Source organism: Streptomyces sp. 1222.5 (assembly GCF_900105245.1).
GTDB classification, from domain to species: Bacteria; Actinomycetota; Actinomycetes; order Streptomycetales; family Streptomycetaceae; genus Streptomyces; species Streptomyces albidocamelliae.
Map to the genome: position 1 here is coordinate 2,524,505 of NZ_FNSZ01000001.1, position 15,789 is coordinate 2,540,293.

Genomic DNA, 15,789 nt, shown 5'->3' on the forward strand with positions numbered 1-15,789 from the left:
GGATAAGTCGAATCAGGGACACGACAAGGTGATCGGCGTCGTCCACAGTCACGGGCCGCGGCCCCCCGCTTGTCGGTCCCGTCCTGTTGTATGGAACGCATGGAGCACACGAGCAACACGGACCTCCGGGCACAGGCCGACACCGTCCTCGCCCGGCTCGTCGGGGACGACACGGGCGCGGCCCGGCTGCGCGAGGACCAGTGGCGGGCGATCGAGGCGCTGGTCGCCGACCGGCGCCGGGCCCTGGTCGTGCAGCGCACGGGATGGGGCAAGTCCGCCGTGTACTTCGTGGCGACCTCTCTGCTGCGGGCGAGCGGAAGCGGGCCCACGGTGATCGTGTCGCCGCTGCTCGCACTGATGCGCAACCAGGTGGAGGCCGCGGCCCGGGCCGGCATTCACGCCCGGACCATCAACTCCGCCAACACCGAGGAATGGGAAGCCGTCCAGGGCGAGATCGCCGCGGGCGAGGTGGACGTCCTGCTCGTGAGCCCGGAGCGCCTGAACAATCCCGACTTCCGCGACCAGGTCCTGCCGAAGCTGTCTGCCGCGACCGGCCTGCTCGTCGTCGACGAGGCCCACTGCATCTCCGACTGGGGCCACGACTTCCGTCCTGACTACAGGCGGCTGCGCACCATGCTCGGTGACCTCCCGCCCGGCGTCCCCGTACTCGCCACCACGGCCACGGCGAACGCACGGGTCACGGCGGACGTCGCCGAGCAGCTGGGCACCGGTGGCACGTCGGACGCCCTGGTGCTGCGCGGACCGCTGGACCGGGAGAGCCTCAGCCTCGGCGTGCTGCGGCTGCCGGACGCCGCGCACCGCATGGCCTGGCTGGCCGACCATCTCGACGACCTGCCGGGATCCGGGATCGTCTACACCCTCACCGTCGCCGCCGCCGAGGAGGTCACGGCCTTCCTGCGACAGCGTGGGCACGTCGTGGCGTCGTACACGGGCAAGACGGAGAACGCCGAACGGCAGCAGGCCGAGGACGATCTGATCGCCAACCGGGTCAAGGCCCTGGTCGCCACCTCCGCGCTCGGCATGGGTTTCGACAAACCCGACCTCGGCTTCGTGATCCACCTGGGGTCGCCCTCCTCCCCCATCGCCTACTACCAGCAGGTGGGGCGGGCCGGCCGTGGCGTCGAACACGCCGAGGTGCTGCTGCTGCCGGGCAGGGAGGACGAGGCGATCTGGGAGTACTTCGCCTCCCTGGCGTTCCCCTCCGAGGATCTCGTCCGCCGCACGCTCGACGTCCTCTCGCAGGCGGGCAAGCCACTGTCGCTGCCGGCACTCGAGCCCCTGGTGGAGCTGCGCCGCTCTCGGCTGGAGACCATGCTGAAGGTCCTCGACGTGGACGGCGCGGTGCATCGGGTCAAGGGCGGCTGGGTCGCGACCGGGCAGCCGTGGTCGTACGACGCCGAGCGCTACGACTGGGTCGCCCGGCAGCGTACGGCCGAGCAGCAGGCGATGCGTTCGTACGCGTCCACCGACGAGTGCCGGATGGAGTTCCTGCAGCGGCAGTTGGACGACGAGGGTGCCAAGCCGTGCGGCCGTTGCGACAACTGCGCGGGACCGCGCTTCACCGCGGACATGTCCACGGCCGCGCTCGACGCCGCGCGGAGCGATCTGGGCCGTGCCGGGGTCGAGGTGGAACCTCGCCGTATGTGGCCGACCGGTCTGTCGGCCGTGGGTATCTCCCTCAAGGGGCGTATCCCAGCAGGTGAGCAGGCATCCTCGGGACGGGCTCTGGGGCGATTGTCGGACATCGGCTGGGGCAACAGGCTGCGTCCCCTCTTCGCTCCCCAGGCGCCGGACGCACCGGTCCCGGACGATGTGGCGCGAGCCGTGGTCGACGTGCTCGCCGACTGGGCCAGAGGGCCCGGCGGCTGGGCGCCGGGGGCGCCCGAGGCACAGACCCGTCCGGCAGGTGTGGTCACCATCGCCTCGCGCACCCGGCCGCAGCTGATCCACTCCCTTGGCTCCCGCATCGCCGAGATCGGCCGTCTTCCCCTGCTCGGTTCCATCGAGTACCTCGGAGACGCGCCGCGGATGCCGCGCAGCAACAGCGCTCAGCGGCTCAAGGCTCTCGACGGTGCGCTGACGGTTCCGCCGTCTCTGGCGTCGTCGCTCGCCGACGCTCCGGGTCCCGTCCTCCTGGTCGACGACTTCACGGAGACGGGATGGACCCTCGCGGTCGCGGCACGCCTGCTCAGAAGGTCGGGCGCGACAGGAGTGTTGCCGCTGGTCCTCGCAGTCCAGGGGTGACGGCTCGGCCACCGCCGGCAGCCGAGCGTGATCAGGCCGAAGGCCCAAGGCGTCACGGGCCGACGCTGTGGGTAGGGATATAAACCCCGCACCGCCCGATAACAGGCGGTGGCGCCAATTGCTCGTTGCCGCATCCCAGTTCGACAGGAAGAATTGAGATCCGCTCCCGCACGGCTCCCCCGTGCTCCGGTTGGGCTTCGCTGCGGTGCGCGCTCCCCCGAATCCGACCCTGCCCGCAGTGTGGGCGCGTAGCCGAAGGGAGGAACGTGACCTTCGGATTCGCCTCGTCCTCGGCGGCCTCGTTGTCGACGTCCGCATCTGCTGCTTCCGCCAGTCGCCTGCTCGAGCTCGCCGAGTGGGCTGCCGCCGGAATCCCGCTGCTGCGCAACCCCCGTGAGGTCGTCAGTGGGCTGCACGCCCGCCATCACCCGAAGCCGGGCACGGCGATCGTGGCCGTACTCGATCCGGACGAACGGCTGTGCGCCAGCGCCTCGTTCATACGCCGCCCGGCGCCCGCCGACGGCTGGATGTTCCGCAACGCGCTCCTGTCCCAGCTGCGCCGCGTCATTCCGCACGACCTGCGGCGCCGCTCGCCCGTGCGCACGGCCGTACTGCTCTACTGCCGCGACGGCGACGCGCGTTGGACCGAGGAGGACGGCGCCTGGATGTGGGGGCTGCGCGACGCCTGCACGCTGCACGGGCTGCGCTGCGGGGCGTACATCACCCTGACACAGGACGGCTGGCAGGTGCTCGGCGAAGGACGCGGCGGACGCCGGCCCAACGCCCACTCCGCACCGGAGCCCTTCGCCATGTCGGAGGTCCCGCCGCTCGCGCCACGTACCGGCGGTCCGGTCTCAGAGGTCCTGCGCCGCGCCGCGGCCCGCTGAGCTGCGGGGCTTCGGGGCGGGACATCCACAGAACTGTCAGCGCCCGCCGACCGCCCAGGGCTTACAGCTCACGCACCAGGGCAGTCGCTACGACGACTCCGACGAGTCCCGGGCGACAGGGTCCGTTCAGCATCCAACGTCCTGGAGATCGTCTTCAGGTCAGCCGAACACGCCCACCGGCCGAGCAGCCACCGGCCAATGCCGTCGGCTTGCATGGACCGCCGCGTACGCGTCACGGCCCCGACGGACGGTGGCGCGGCCGGTCGGGCCGATCCGCCCGACCCCGCTGCCCCACCCTGAGCTGCCGGAGAGCCGCCCCGACCGGGGCGGCCGCCCGCCATCAGGGCATGCCGAAAGCCGCACCGTGCGGATACCGACGACGCGGCTCCCTACGCCACCCCGGTGCCCCGCGGTGCCGGACGCGGCTCAGACGCCGGCGCCGAGCACCGAGTTGATCTGCTGCGGGTCGCCGCAGACGATCAACAGCGCACCGGCCCGGGAGTGGGCCAACGGAAGGGCGGTGGCAGCGGCGTCAGCGGGGCCCCCGTTGACAGCCACGACGACCACGGGGCGGGACGCGGCACGGGAGGCGATGGTGGCGTCCGTGTAGAAGACGTCATCACCGGCGTCGTGCTGCGCCCAGTAGGAGGTTTCGCCGAAGGACAGCTCGTGATCGGCCCACGGGTGCCGGGCACCAGTGGTGATCACGAGCACGTCGCCGGGGGCACGGCCCGAGTCCAGGAGAAGGTCCACCGCTTCTTCGGCCGCGTCGAGCGCGCCCTCCGCGGAAGCCGGGATCAGCTGGATCTGGGGAGTCGCCGCGGGTGCGGCGGTAGCGGCCGGGCCGGACGGGCTCGGCTTGACCGGAGCCGCCACGTCACGCGGCGTGCGCTGCGCCGGCGCCGCGGGCCGCAAGGGGCCGGGACGACCGGGGCGGGGCGGCGCCGCGGGGCGGGGGCCGGGTACGGGGCGAGGGGTCGGCGCGGTACGGCCACTGGCCGGAGCGACGCGGGGACCCTGGGCACTCTCGTGAATCTGAGGCTCCTCGGGAATGAGAGGCATGAGCTGATATTTATCAAACGTTGGTGCGGCACGGACGACCGGGTGGCACATCAGTGCGAGCGGAACCGTCAGAAATCGAAGCCGAGCTGGCCCTCGATTTCCGGAACGCTTCCATCCGCCCAGCTACGGGCCTTCTTGAGGTGCCGCCACTGGGGCAGCGCATCAAGATACGCCCATGACAAGCGGTGGTACGGGGTGGGCCCCCGCTCCTCGAGTGCGGCCTTGTGCACGGGCGACGGATACCCGGCGTTGTCCGCAAATCCGAAGTCTGCATGGTCGATACCCAGTTCGGCCATCATTTTGTCGCGCTGAACCTTCGCGATCACCGACGCCGCCGCGACGGCCACGCACGACCGGTCGCCCTTGATCACCGTGCGGACCTGCCAGGGAGCACCGAGGTAATCGTGCTTTCCGTCGAGGATCACGGCGTCAGGACGAGCCGGCAGGGCCTCCAGGGCGCGGACCGCCGCAAGTCGCAGCGCGGCAGTCATCCCCAGGCTGTCGATCTCGTCGTGGGAAGCATGCCCGAGGGCATAGGCCGTCACCCACGTCTGCAGTATCTCGGCCAGTTCCGTACGGCGCCTGACCGTCAGGAGCTTGGAGTCGGTCAGGCCGTCGGGAGCCCGGCGCAGTCCGGTGATCGCGGCGCAGACGGTGACAGGGCCGGCCCAGGCACCGCGACCCACCTCGTCAACACCGGCAATGACCTTCGCTCCGGTCGTGGCGCGCAGGGAGCGCTCGACGGTGTGGGTAGGCGGTTCGTACGGCATGGCGCCCTTAGCGTACGCCGCCGGGATCGGCCCGCGACACCCCGGTCGCCCGATAGCGGCCAAGATCGTCGGCGAGACCGGTCAGCACCCGTGCGGACGCAGCAGCGGGAGCATCAGCTGGTCGATCATCTCCTCGAGCTCCCGGTCGCTCCATTCGCTCGCGCACACCTTGGAGCGGTACATCATCATGGCCGGGATAGCGTCGAAGACATAGCCGTTGGCCGCGTCCGGACGCACCTCTCCTCGCCCTATTCCGCGGACGACGACTTCGCGGAGCAGCCTGACGGTAGGCTCCACCACGCCTCCGACGATCACGTCCTGAAAGCGCTCCGCCTGCATTTGATCGCACTCGTGAATGACCGCGCGCAGCGCGGCACCGGGAGCCGAGAACATGATCTGCCGCACCTGGAGGCACAGGGTGAGGAGATCTTCGCGGACGCTGCCGAGGTCCGGGGCCGCCTCGACCCGAGGCAGGCCGCTCTGCAGGGCGTCCGCGACGAGGTCCTCCTTGGAGGGCCACCGGCGGTAGACGGCCGCCTTGCCGGTCTGGGCGCCGGCCGCGACACCCTCCATGGTCAGGCCCTTCCAGCCGACCTCGCCGAGCTGCTCCAGGGCGGCGTCCAGGATCGCGCGCTCCAGTACCGCGCCGCGCCTGCGAGGTGAAGACGCCCTGGCGGGTTCGGCCGCCCAGCGCGAGGTAACCATCTGTGTTTCTCCAGCATGCATGGGGAGCGGGGGGGGTTACGGGGATCGGATCGGGCGCCGCGCGGCAGCAGAGGGGGACGCGATGCGGGGCGCACGAACTTAAGTGAACGCTTGCGTTCACTAGCGGGGACTCACTACCGTGGACGCGATAGTGCACGCGAGCGTTCACTAAAGCCTGTATGGGGGACCCATAGTGACGACCTCTCAGCTGCTCAAGGACCAGAAACCGGGCGTGGCCCGCCGGGAGGGGCATCCTGGCATCGCACTCACCGTCATCGCGGCTTGCCAACTCATGGTGGTACTCGACGCGACGATTGTGAACATCGCACTCCCGCACATTCAAGGCGCGCTCAAGTTCAGCACGACCGACCTCACTTGGGTGGTCAGCGCCTACACGCTCACCTTCGGCGGTCTGCTGCTGCTCGGTGCGCGAGCCGGTGACATCCTCGGCCGACGCCGGGTGTTCATGACCGGCATCCTGCTGTTCACGTTCGCCTCGCTGCTGGGCGGCCTGGCCCAGGAACCCTGGCAGTTGCTGGCCGCACGAGCCCTGCAGGGCGTGGGAGGCGCGATCGCGTCGCCCACCTCTCTCGCGCTGATCACCACCACCTTCCCCGAAGGCCCCGAACGCAACAGGGCCTTCGGCGTCTTCGCGGCCGTGTCCGCGGGCGGCGGGGCCATCGGTCTGCTCGCGGGCGGAATGCTCACCGACTGGCTCGACTGGCGGTGGGTGCTCTTCGTCAACGTGCCCATCGGCGTGCTCATCGCGTCGCTCGCACCGCTGTACATCACCGAGTCCGAACGGCACCCGGGACGCTTCGACATCACGGGGGCACTGACCTCGACGGCAGGCATGGCGCTGCTCGTCTACGGCTTCATCCGCGCATCCGAGGAAGGCTGGCGGGACGATCTCACGCTCGGTTCTTTCGGCGCGGCCGTGCTGCTGCTGTTCGCCTTCGTCTTCACCGAGATGCGGGCGAAAGAGCCGATCACTCCGCTCAGGATGTTCACCGACCGCAACCGCTGGGGCACGTACGTGATCATGCTGAGCCTGGCTGCGGCGATGTTCGGCATGTTCTTCTACATCGTGCTGTTCGTGCAGAACGTGCTGGGTTACAGCGCCGTCAAGGCCGGGCTGGCCTTCCTCCCCGTGACGGTGGCGATCGCCGTCGGCGCGGGCCTCTCCCAGCGATTCCTGCCGGCACTCGGCCCGAAGCCCTTCATGATGGCCGGCTCGGCGCTCGTGACGGTCGGGCTGGTCTGGCAGTCCTTCATCCGGCCCGACAGTTCCTACCTCGACGGCGTGCTGGGCCCGATGCTCGTCTTCGGTTTCGGCATGGGCCTGATCTTCGTGACGGTCACCGTCACCGCGGTCTCCGGTGTCGCCCAGCACGAAGCGGGCGCGGCCTCCGGGCTGCTCAACGCCATGCAGCAGGTGGGTGGTTCGCTCGGACTGTCGATCCTGACGACCGTCTTCGGCTCGGCCGCCAAGGACGAGACGAAGAAGCAGGTGCCCCGGTTCCTCACCGAGGGCTCGCCCGAGCAGCAGGCGCAGTTCGCCAGGACGCACCAGTTGCCCGCGCCCTGGGGCCACGAGGTCCTCGCCCACGGCATATCGACCGCCTTCGTCCCGGCCGCGGCGATGGCCGTGCTGGCGTTCCTCACGGCCTGGCTGGTGATCAAGGTCCGTAAGAGCGATCTCGACTCCCTCGCCGGCGTAGCGGGCCCGGGGATCGGCTGACCCACCCCCCGCCGCACGCGGCCGGACGGACAGCCGCGAAGGAACAGCCGGCACGTACGGCGGTCCGGCCGGCCGCACCCCGAGGAACCACGACCACAGCAGAGCCACTGCCAGCATGGGGAGCAGGACCAGCGTCGACCACTCACCGCAAGCCATCGCACACCCTCTCCGGTCCTCGCCACACCGCACCCGTCGCCTCGCCACCATCGACACCGGACGACCGGACATGCGGCGTGTACCGGAGGAACGGGCGGCAGTCACAGAGAGTTCCCACCGAGCACGGAGAGTTCACACAGCACGACATGGACAGCCGAGTCAGCCGAGTCCCGTCCTCGGCCCGGCCCCGCGGACAGGCGATCCGGCGCAGGAAGCGTCAGAACCCCGCAGGCACCCAGTCCGGCAGCGCCTCGGTCCGCTCCACCCACTCCGTGGGCGGCGTCCCCGCCTTCCCGGAGGCGAGCACCCCGCCCATGATCGCGCAGGTGGTGTCCACGTCCCCGCCCACCTGGGCGGTCGTCCAGAACGCCTTCTCGAAGTCACCGAGGCTCCGCGCGGCGGACCAGAGAGCGAAAGGAACCGTGTCGTGGGCGGTCGTGCGCCGGCCGCACCCCAGGACCGCCGCGACCGTACCCGCGTCGGCGTAGTCGAGCATGTCCCGAGCACGGCGGAGGCCCTGGCCGACCGCGCTCTTGGGCACCAGAGCGATGACACCGTCGAGCAGTGCGTCGGGCGTGGGCGGCCCGTCCGGCGAGCCGGCCAGCGCGGCGGCCGCGGCGACGGCCATGGCGCCGACCACGGCCTCCCGGTGCTGGTGCGTGGGGTAGGCCGAGATCTCGGCCTGGTGGGTCGCCTGCTCCGGATCGTCCGCGTACCAGGCGCCCAGCGGGGCGATGCGCATCGCCGCGCCGTTGCCCCAGGACCCCTGGCCGTTGAACAGCGCGGCGGCCAGCTCGCGCCAGTCCTCGCCCTCCCGGACGAGGCGCAGCAGCCGGTTGACGGCAGGGCCGTATCCCCGGTCGAAGTCGTGGTGCTCGGCGAAGGAGCGGGCCAGCGCGTCCTGGTCGACGCGCTGGTGGGCGGCGAGGACGGCGACCACGGAGCAGGCCATCTCCGTGTCGTCCGTCCACTGCCAGGGGCCCGCCGGCAGCTCGCGGCGCTTCAGCAGGGGGTAGTTCGCCGGAACGAAGTACTGGGAGCCCAGGGCGTCCCCCACGGCCAGTCCGCGCAGGCTCGCCAGAGCGCGCTCGAGGCGCCCGAGAGAAGAGGAGTCAGCGGTCATCGCACTGCCACTCTAATTCGTTGCTGACGGATCCAGCACCACAGGTGATGCGGCTGGGTCTGTTCGAGTACTGGGACCGCGACATCTTCTGCCACTCCGGCTGATGAAAGCCTCCGGATAGACAGGTGCATGGCCTGGTGCTTGCGGTGGTGGCGGTCGCGTGGACGCCGAGCGGACGTCTTCGTACGACTTGGTCGATACGAGGCCTCCCCAGAGAACGGCGGCGCTCGGCGTCTTCGCGGCCGCCACCACCGCAGAGGGTTGTCGGGCCTGCGGGTGTCGTAGGGACGCCTTGCAACTACCAGGCACCAGGTGCCTTATGCCAGAGCGGCGCCATGAGGCACCCGCAGCCCGTCAACCACTATCCGCATGATCACTCGTTGGAGTTGGTGGTGCGAGCCCTCCGCACGGTGACCTCTTGATAGACGCGAGCCCGAGCTCCCGAGTAGACCGAGGCCCGTGGGGTGAGCTGGTGCCACGAACACGGCTGATGAGGTGTCGGACCAGTCCCTGGCGGCTGAGTCCTGGAATTAGGTCGCTGCGTGGCCCGCATGCGCTCGTGACCAGCGCAAACACCCGCACTATGGGGAGGGAACAACTTGATCTACTGCGGTATCGACTGGGCCGAACGCCACCACGACGTCGCGTTGGTCGACGACACCGGGCAGTTACTCGCCAAGCGCCGTATCACCGACGATGCTGCCGGCTACCAGCTGCTCCTGGACCTGCTCGCCGAGCACGGCGATACGGAAGAAGCCCCGGTCCCGATCGCGATCGAGACGTCCCGCGGCTTGCTGGTCGCCGTCCTGCGGACCGGGAAGCGCCAGGTCTTCGCGATCAACCCGATGGCCGCCGCGCGCTACCGCGACCGCCACTCTGTCTCCCGCAAGAAGTCCGACCCCGGCGACGCCCTGGTCCTGGCGAACATCCTCCGCACCGACATGCACGCCCACCGGCCCCTGCCGCAGGACAGCGACCTTGCCCGCGCCATCGCCGTCCTGGCCCGCGCTCAGCAGGACGCCACCTGGAACCGGCAGCAGCACTCCAACCAGCTCCGGTCCCTGCTGCGCGAGTACTACCCATCCGCCCTGGACGCCTTCGCCACCTGGCAGAACGGCCTCTGCCGTCCCGAGGCACGCGAACTGCTCAGGCTCGCCCCCACGCCCTCCCGCGCCGAGCGGCTGAGCCGAACGCAGATCCAGGCCGCACTCAAGCGGGCCGGCCGCAAACGTGGCATCGAGGCCGAGGCCGACCGGATCCGCGAGGTCTTCCGCGCCGAGTGGGCCCACCAGCCGCCGCTGGTCGAGGACGCGCTCGGCAAGCAGATGCTCGCCCTCCTGGGCCAGCTGGAAGCCGCCTGCACCGCCGCCGACGACCTCGCCACGGCGGTGGAGGAAGCTTTCCCTCAGCACCCGGACGCTGAAGTCATCCTCAGCTTCCCCGGACTCGGCGTCCAGCTCGGCGCCCGGGTGCTGGCCGAGATCGGCGACGACCGAAAGCGGTTCGCCGACGCCCGCGGCCTTAAGGCCTACGCTGGCTCCTCGCCCATCACCAGGGCCTCCGGCAAGAAGTCGAGCATCATCCGGCGGAGGGTGAAGAACGACCGTCTCAACCACGCCGGCTATCTGTGGGCCTTCGCGGCCCCCAACGGATCCCCCGGGGCCAAGGCCCACTACCGGCGCCGACGCGACATCCACGGAGACTGGCACGCGGCCGCCCTGCGCAACCTCTTCAACCGCATGATCGGCCAGCTCTACCGCTGCCTGCAGGAACACGAGCTGTTCGATGAACAAACAGCCTTCCCCACCCAGCTCGCCACCGCCGCTTGACTCTTAGCTTCATGAGGTGTCTATCCGGTGACCCAGTACGGCACCGGCTCCCGCCAGCGCTCGAAGGGCCTGTCGAGTGTGTACCTGCCGTCCTCCCCGAGAACGAGCATCCGCATCTCGGCGTTCCCGGGATTCGACAGGGACTCGAATTCCGCCACCGTCCAGTGGAACCAGCGCATGCAGAACAGCCGCATAGCGAGCCCGTGGGTCACCAGGAGGACGTTGGGCGGATGGTCCGGGTCCTCGAAGCTGCGGAAGAGGCTCTCCAGGAAGCCTCCGACCCGGTCGTACACGTCGGCGCCGGACTCCCCCTGCGGGAACCGGAAGAAGAAGTGGCCGTAGGCGTCGCGGTAGGCCTTCTGGAGGCGTACGTCGTCGCGGTCCTGCCAGTTGCCCCAGTCCTGCTCACGCAGCCTGGGTTCCTCACGCACCCGTATGCGGTCGGGGTCCAGGTGGAAGGCATCGAGCGTGTCGTGCGTACGGCGGTACGGAGAGACGTACACGCTCACGCGCTCCTGGCCGAAGATTTCCCGGAGCGCCTTTCCGGTCTCCTCGGCCTGTCGCCGGCCGCGCTCGGTCAGCGCGAGCGCGTGGTCGGGTTCGCGTTCGTACACGGAGTCGTCAATGTTGCCGGTTGACTCGCCGTGCCGGACAAGGACGATGCGCCGTGGTCGTGCCATGCCAAAACCCTAGATCGAGTGGGAGGGAGTCATGCACTCGTACCGGCCCCGTACGGCGCAGATCACACGATTTTCTCGTCCGAGGCCGTCACAGGGCAGTGCTACGGCGACCCGGACAGTGCATTTGTCTTCCGGACCTTCTCCCCTCGCACTCAGACCGTCCAGGACGGTTCCAGCTCCACGATGTCACCCGACAGCGCCGCTATGTCCGCCTCCGTCTGGGCGCGCAGGGCCAGGCGCTCCACCCGCTCGGTGCGGTACTTGCCGTGCTCGGCCGCCGACCGCCACATCGACAGGATCATGAACTCCTGTGCGGGCGCCTCGGCGAACATGCCGCGGATCATGCCCGGCGAACCGGCCATCGCGGGATTCCAGACCTTCTCCTGCATGAGCGTGAAGTGCTCGACCCGCTCTTCGTTCACCCGGCACAGGGCCACCCGGATCAGATCGGCGTCGGTGAACCGCGGCTCGAAGCCCGTCTTCACATCGAAGCGGTACTCGAACAGCTTGACCTGCGGATCCGTGAACGAGCCGGACTGGGCGGACGCCAGGCGGTCGTGGGAGCGGGCCATGAAGGAGTCGTAGAAGGCACGGCTTTCCCAGAAGGCGAAGATGTGCGCCACGCCCTGCCGCTGCCGGCTCCAGCCTCCGCCCTGTCCCCGAAAACCCGGCTCCCCCAGAAGCCCCGCCCATTTCCGCTGCCCGCGCTCGAAGCCGCGGCGGTCCACCACGGTGCAGCGAATCCACTTGACCAGCACCGCGCCATCGTAAGGCCAGCGGACGTGGCGCCGGTCACGCTCCGGCCGAGATCGCCCGCGCATACGCACCCGCGCGCATGGCACGATGGACAAGATGCCCTGACTCCGCGGGAGTTGGGAGGAGAAGATCTTCAGGGGGGAAGGAACGCCCGGTGACCGGCTTCAGCAAGGGAATCCGCAAGATCGAGGTCGCGCTCAAGTGGGACCCCAGTCCGACGGGTCAGCCGCCCACCGATCTCGACATCGTCGCCGGGACCTTCGAGTCGGGCGACGCGTACGGCACTCCGGCCTATCTGGTGCACTTCGACAGCCGCTCGCCGGACGGCACCATCTACCTCGACCGGGACAGCAAGGACGGCAAGGGCTTCGGCTGGGACGAGGCCATGACGCTCGAACTCGACCGCCTCGGCGACCGCTTCGCGCGCGTGGTGGTCGGCGTCGTCATCCAGCAGCAGCTCGCGCACCGGACGTTCGCCGACGTCCTGGGTCCGGCCATGCGGATCCGCGAGGGCTACACCGTCCTCGCCGAGGACGACTTCGGCTCGGTCCCGGATGCCACGGCGGCGGTGATCGCCGAGTTCGTCCGGGACGGATCGGGCGAGTGGACGTTCCACGGCGGGGTCCACGGCTTCGACGAGGACCCCGCGGGCTTCAGCCGGGTCATGGGCAGGTCACACCGTTCCTGAGAACCGCCCGGCACGCACCCGCACAGAAGCAAGGGGCGCCGGCACGTGCCGGCGCCCCTTGCTTCAGGACCCCCTACGGAGGTCCGTCAGTCGTCAGCTGCAGCCGCTGGTCGAGCCGCAGCCCTCGCAGATGTAGCAGGAACCGGCCCGCTGCATCTTCGTACCGCAGGAGAAGCAGAGCGGAGCGTCCGCCTGGATGCCCAGCTGCATCTCCACCAGCTCGGCGCTGGTGTGCGCCTGCTTCGGAGCGGGCTTGGCCACCTCGGCCTCGGCCTTCGGCACGGCGACCGCCTTCAGCTCCTGGGCGCGCGGCGCCGACTGGGCCAGGCCCTCGACGTCGATCTCGTCGTCGGCCGGCTCGTAGGAGCCGGTCTCCAGGTGACGCTGGCGCTCCTCGGCGGAGTGGATGCCGAGCGCGGAACGGGTCTCGAAGGGCAGGAAGTCCAGCGCCAGGCGGCGGAAGATGTAGTCGACGATCGACTGCGCCATCCGCACGTCCGGGTCGTCCGTCATGCCGGCCGGCTCGAAGCGCATGTTGGTGAACTTCGAGACGTACGTCTCCAGCGGCACGCCGTACTGCAGACCGACCGAGACGGCGATGGAGAAGGCGTCCATCATGCCCGCCAGGGTGGAGCCCTGCTTGGACATCTTCAGGAAGACCTCGCCGAGTCCGTCGTCCGGGTAGGAGTTGGCGGTCATGTAGCCCTCGGCACCGCCGACCGTGAAGGACGTGGTGATACCGGGGCGGCCCTTCGGGAGGCGCTTGCGGACCGGGCGGTACTCGACCACCTTCTCGACCGCGGCACGGATCGTGTCCTCGGCCTTCTCGGTGATCTCGGCCTTCTCGTCCTCCTTCTTCTTGGCGGAGAGCGGCTGGCCGACCTTGCAGTTGTCGCGGTAGATCGCGAGCGCCTTGACGCCGAGCTTCCAGGCCTCGTAGTAGATCTCCTCGACCTCCTCGACGGTCGCCGTCTCCGGCATGTTGACCGTCTTGGAGATGGCACCGGAGATCCAGGGCTGGATCGCGGCCATCATGCGGACGTGACCCATCGGGGAGATGGCGCGCTCGCCCATGGCGCAGTCGAACACCTCGTAGTGCGCCGGCTTGAGACCGGGGGCGTCGATCACATTGCCGTTCTCGGCGATGTGGGCGACGATCGCCTCGATCTGCTCCTCCTGGTAGCCCAGGCGGCGCAGGGCCTGCGGGACGGTGCCGTTGACGATCTGCATCGAGCCGCCGCCGACGAGCTTCTTGAACTTCACCAGGGCGAGGTCGGGCTCGACACCGGTGGTGTCGCAGGACATCGCGAGACCGATGGTGCCGGTCGGGGCGAGCACGGACGCCTGGGAGTTACGGAAACCGTTCTTCTCACCGAGGTGCAGCACGTCCTGCCAGGCCTCCGTGGCGGCGGCCCACACCGGGGTGTCCAGGTCGTCCATGCGGACGGCCGTGCCGTTGGCGTCGGAGTGCTGCTTCATGACGCGCTTGTGGGCGTCGGCGTTGCGGGCGTAGCCGTCGTACGGGCCGACGACCGAGGCCAGTTCGGCGGAGCGGCGGTAGGCCGTACCCGTCATCAGGGAGGTGATGGCGCCGGCGAGGGCACGGCCGCCGTCGGAGTCGTACGCGTGGCCGGTCGCCATCAGCAGGGCGCCGAGGTTGGCGTAGCCGATGCCGAGCTGGCGGAACGCGCGCGTGTTCTCGCCGATCTTCTGGGTCGGGAAGTCCGCGAAGCAGATCGAGATGTCCATCGCGGTGATGACCAGCTCGACGACCTTCTGGAAACGCTCGGTCTCGAAGGACTGGCTGCCCTTGCCGTCGTCCTTGAGGAACTTCATCAGGTTCAGCGAGGCCAGGTTGCAGGACGTGTTGTCCAGGTGCATGTACTCGCTGCACGGGTTCGACGCGGTGATCCGGCCGGACTCGGGGCAGGTGTGCCAGTTGTTGATGGTGTCGTCGTACTGGATGCCCGGGTCGGCGCAGGCCCACGCGGCCTCGGCGATCTTGCGGAAGAGCGCCTTGGCGTCGACCTCCTCGATGACCTCACCGGTCATGCGGGCACGCAGACCGAAGTCGGTGCCCTTCTCGACCGCGGTCATGAACTCGTCGTTCACGCGGACCGAGTTGTTGGCGTTCTGGTACTGGACGGACGTGATGTCGTCGCCGCCCAGGTCCATGTCGAAGCCCGCGTCGCGCAGGACGCGGATCTTCTCCTCCTCGCTGACCTTCGTCTGGATGAAGTCCTCGATGTCGGGGTGGTCGACGTCGAGCACGACCATCTTGGCGGCACGGCGGGTGGCGCCACCGGACTTGATGGTGCCGGCGGAGGCGTCGGCGCCACGCATGAAGGAGACGGGGCCGGAGGCGTTGCCGCCGGAGGAGAGCAGCTCCTTGGAGGAGCGGATGCGGGAGAGGTTCAGGCCGGCGCCGGAGCCGCCCTTGAAGATCATGCCCTCTTCCTTGTACCAGTCGAGGATCGACTCCATGGAGTCGTCGACGGACAGGATGAAGCAGGCGGAGACCTGCTGGGGCTGCGGGGTGCCCACGTTGAACCAGACGGGGCTGTTGAAGCTGAAGATCTGGTGCAGGAGGGCGTACGCCAGCTCGTGCTCGAAGATCTCGGCGTCGGCGGGCGACGCGAAGTACTTGAAGTCCTCGCCGGCCTTCCGGTACGTCTTCACGATGCGGTCGATCAGCTGCCTGAGGCTGACCTCGCGCTGCGGGGTGCCCACGGCACCCCGGAAGTACTTGCTGGTGACGATGTTGACCGCGTTCACCGACCAGAAGTCGGGGAACTCGACGCCACGCTGCTCGAAGTTGACCGAGCCGTCGCGCCAGTTGGTCATGACGACGTCACGGCGCTCCCAGGCCACCTCGTCGTACGGGTGCACGCCGGGGGTGGTGTGGATGCGCTCGATACGCAGGCCCTTCGTGGCCTTGGTGCCCTTGGCTCGGGAACCTCGTGCCGGACCGCTCGCCGTCTCTGTCATGCCGCCTCCCTTATACGGGCAAAAAACGCCCTGAAGTGCCCCGTTTGTTCCCGTGGCACGGTGTTCTGTCTTGTGTCGCGGGCATCCTCAGCTGCCGCCCGCAACAGGTCTTGGGTCGCCGCCTTCCGGCCGGAACCCG

At 69.3% G+C, this 15,789-nt stretch carries 12 protein-coding genes; 5 read left to right on the forward strand and 7 right to left on the reverse strand.

Translation table 11 applies throughout. The annotated features are described in order from the left end of the window. Nucleotides 1-99: 99 nt before the first annotated feature. Entirely contained in the window at nt 100-2,265 is a 2,166-nt protein-coding gene (locus BLW57_RS11260; protein WP_093474115.1) for a RecQ family ATP-dependent DNA helicase, read from the forward strand. Between the two features lie 266 nt (nt 2,266-2,531). Next, nucleotides 2,532-3,152, forward strand: a complete 621-nt coding sequence (locus BLW57_RS11265) for a hypothetical protein (RefSeq protein ID WP_093474117.1) — start codon at nt 2,532-2,534, stop codon at nt 3,150-3,152. Nucleotides 3,153-3,578: 426 nt separating this feature from the next. Here BLW57_RS11265 and BLW57_RS11270 read toward each other — a convergent pair whose 3' ends face one another. The 3 genes from BLW57_RS11270 to BLW57_RS11280 all read right to left on the reverse strand — a co-directional run bounded on the left by BLW57_RS11270 (nt 3,579) and on the right by BLW57_RS11280 (nt 5,689). Further along, nucleotides 3,579-4,214, reverse strand: coding sequence for a hypothetical protein (locus BLW57_RS11270; protein ID WP_093474118.1), 636 nt, complete (start codon nt 4,212-4,214; stop codon nt 3,579-3,581). A gap of 68 nt (nt 4,215-4,282) precedes the next feature. Further along, nucleotides 4,283-4,984 (reverse strand): ribonuclease HII, encoded by a 702-nt coding sequence (locus BLW57_RS11275; RefSeq protein ID WP_093474120.1) that lies wholly within the window; start codon nt 4,982-4,984, stop codon nt 4,283-4,285. An 81-nt stretch (nt 4,985-5,065) separates the two neighbouring features. Continuing rightward, complete coding sequence (locus BLW57_RS11280) at nt 5,066-5,689, reverse strand: TetR/AcrR family transcriptional regulator (protein WP_093474121.1); 624 nt, start codon at nt 5,687-5,689, stop codon at nt 5,066-5,068. Nucleotides 5,690-5,882: 193 nt separating this feature from the next. On the opposite strand from BLW57_RS11280, the gene BLW57_RS11290 reads away from it, so the two are divergent. Continuing rightward, a complete protein-coding gene (locus tag BLW57_RS11290) occupies nt 5,883-7,430 on the forward strand; it encodes an MFS transporter (RefSeq protein WP_093474123.1) in 1,548 nt (515 codons plus the stop codon). A 373-nt stretch (nt 7,431-7,803) separates the two neighbouring features. Here the strand turns inward: BLW57_RS11290 and BLW57_RS11295 are convergent, their stop codons facing one another. After that, complete coding sequence (locus BLW57_RS11295; protein ID WP_093474124.1) at nt 7,804-8,709, reverse strand: ADP-ribosylglycohydrolase family protein; 906 nt, start codon at nt 8,707-8,709, stop codon at nt 7,804-7,806. A 599-nt stretch (nt 8,710-9,308) separates the two neighbouring features. Between BLW57_RS11295 and BLW57_RS11300 the strand changes: the two genes are divergently transcribed. Further along, a complete protein-coding gene (locus BLW57_RS11300; protein ID WP_093474126.1) occupies nt 9,309-10,538 on the forward strand; it encodes an IS110 family RNA-guided transposase in 1,230 nt (409 codons plus the stop codon). Between the two features lie 20 nt (nt 10,539-10,558). Here the strand turns inward: BLW57_RS11300 and BLW57_RS11305 are convergent, their stop codons facing one another. Together BLW57_RS11305 and BLW57_RS11310 are read right to left on the reverse strand one after the other, a co-directional pair. Further along, on the reverse strand, nt 10,559-11,218 hold the full coding sequence (locus BLW57_RS11305) for a histidine phosphatase family protein (RefSeq protein ID WP_093474127.1): 660 nt from the start codon (nt 11,216-11,218) through the stop codon (nt 10,559-10,561). Between the two features lie 152 nt (nt 11,219-11,370). Further along, the gene (locus tag BLW57_RS11310; RefSeq protein WP_093474129.1) at nt 11,371-11,976 is read right to left on the reverse strand and encodes a YdbC family protein; all 606 of its coding nucleotides are present in this window, start codon (nt 11,974-11,976) and stop codon (nt 11,371-11,373) included. A 152-nt stretch (nt 11,977-12,128) separates the two neighbouring features. Between BLW57_RS11310 and BLW57_RS11315 the strand changes: the two genes are divergently transcribed. Continuing rightward, nucleotides 12,129-12,662, forward strand: coding sequence for a TerD family protein (locus tag BLW57_RS11315; RefSeq protein ID WP_093474130.1), 534 nt, complete (start codon nt 12,129-12,131; stop codon nt 12,660-12,662). A 93-nt stretch (nt 12,663-12,755) separates the two neighbouring features. Here BLW57_RS11315 and BLW57_RS11320 read toward each other — a convergent pair whose 3' ends face one another. Further along, entirely contained in the window at nt 12,756-15,650 is a 2,895-nt protein-coding gene (locus tag BLW57_RS11320; RefSeq protein ID WP_093474132.1) for a vitamin B12-dependent ribonucleotide reductase, read from the reverse strand. Between the last annotated feature and the right edge of the window lie 139 nt (nt 15,651-15,789).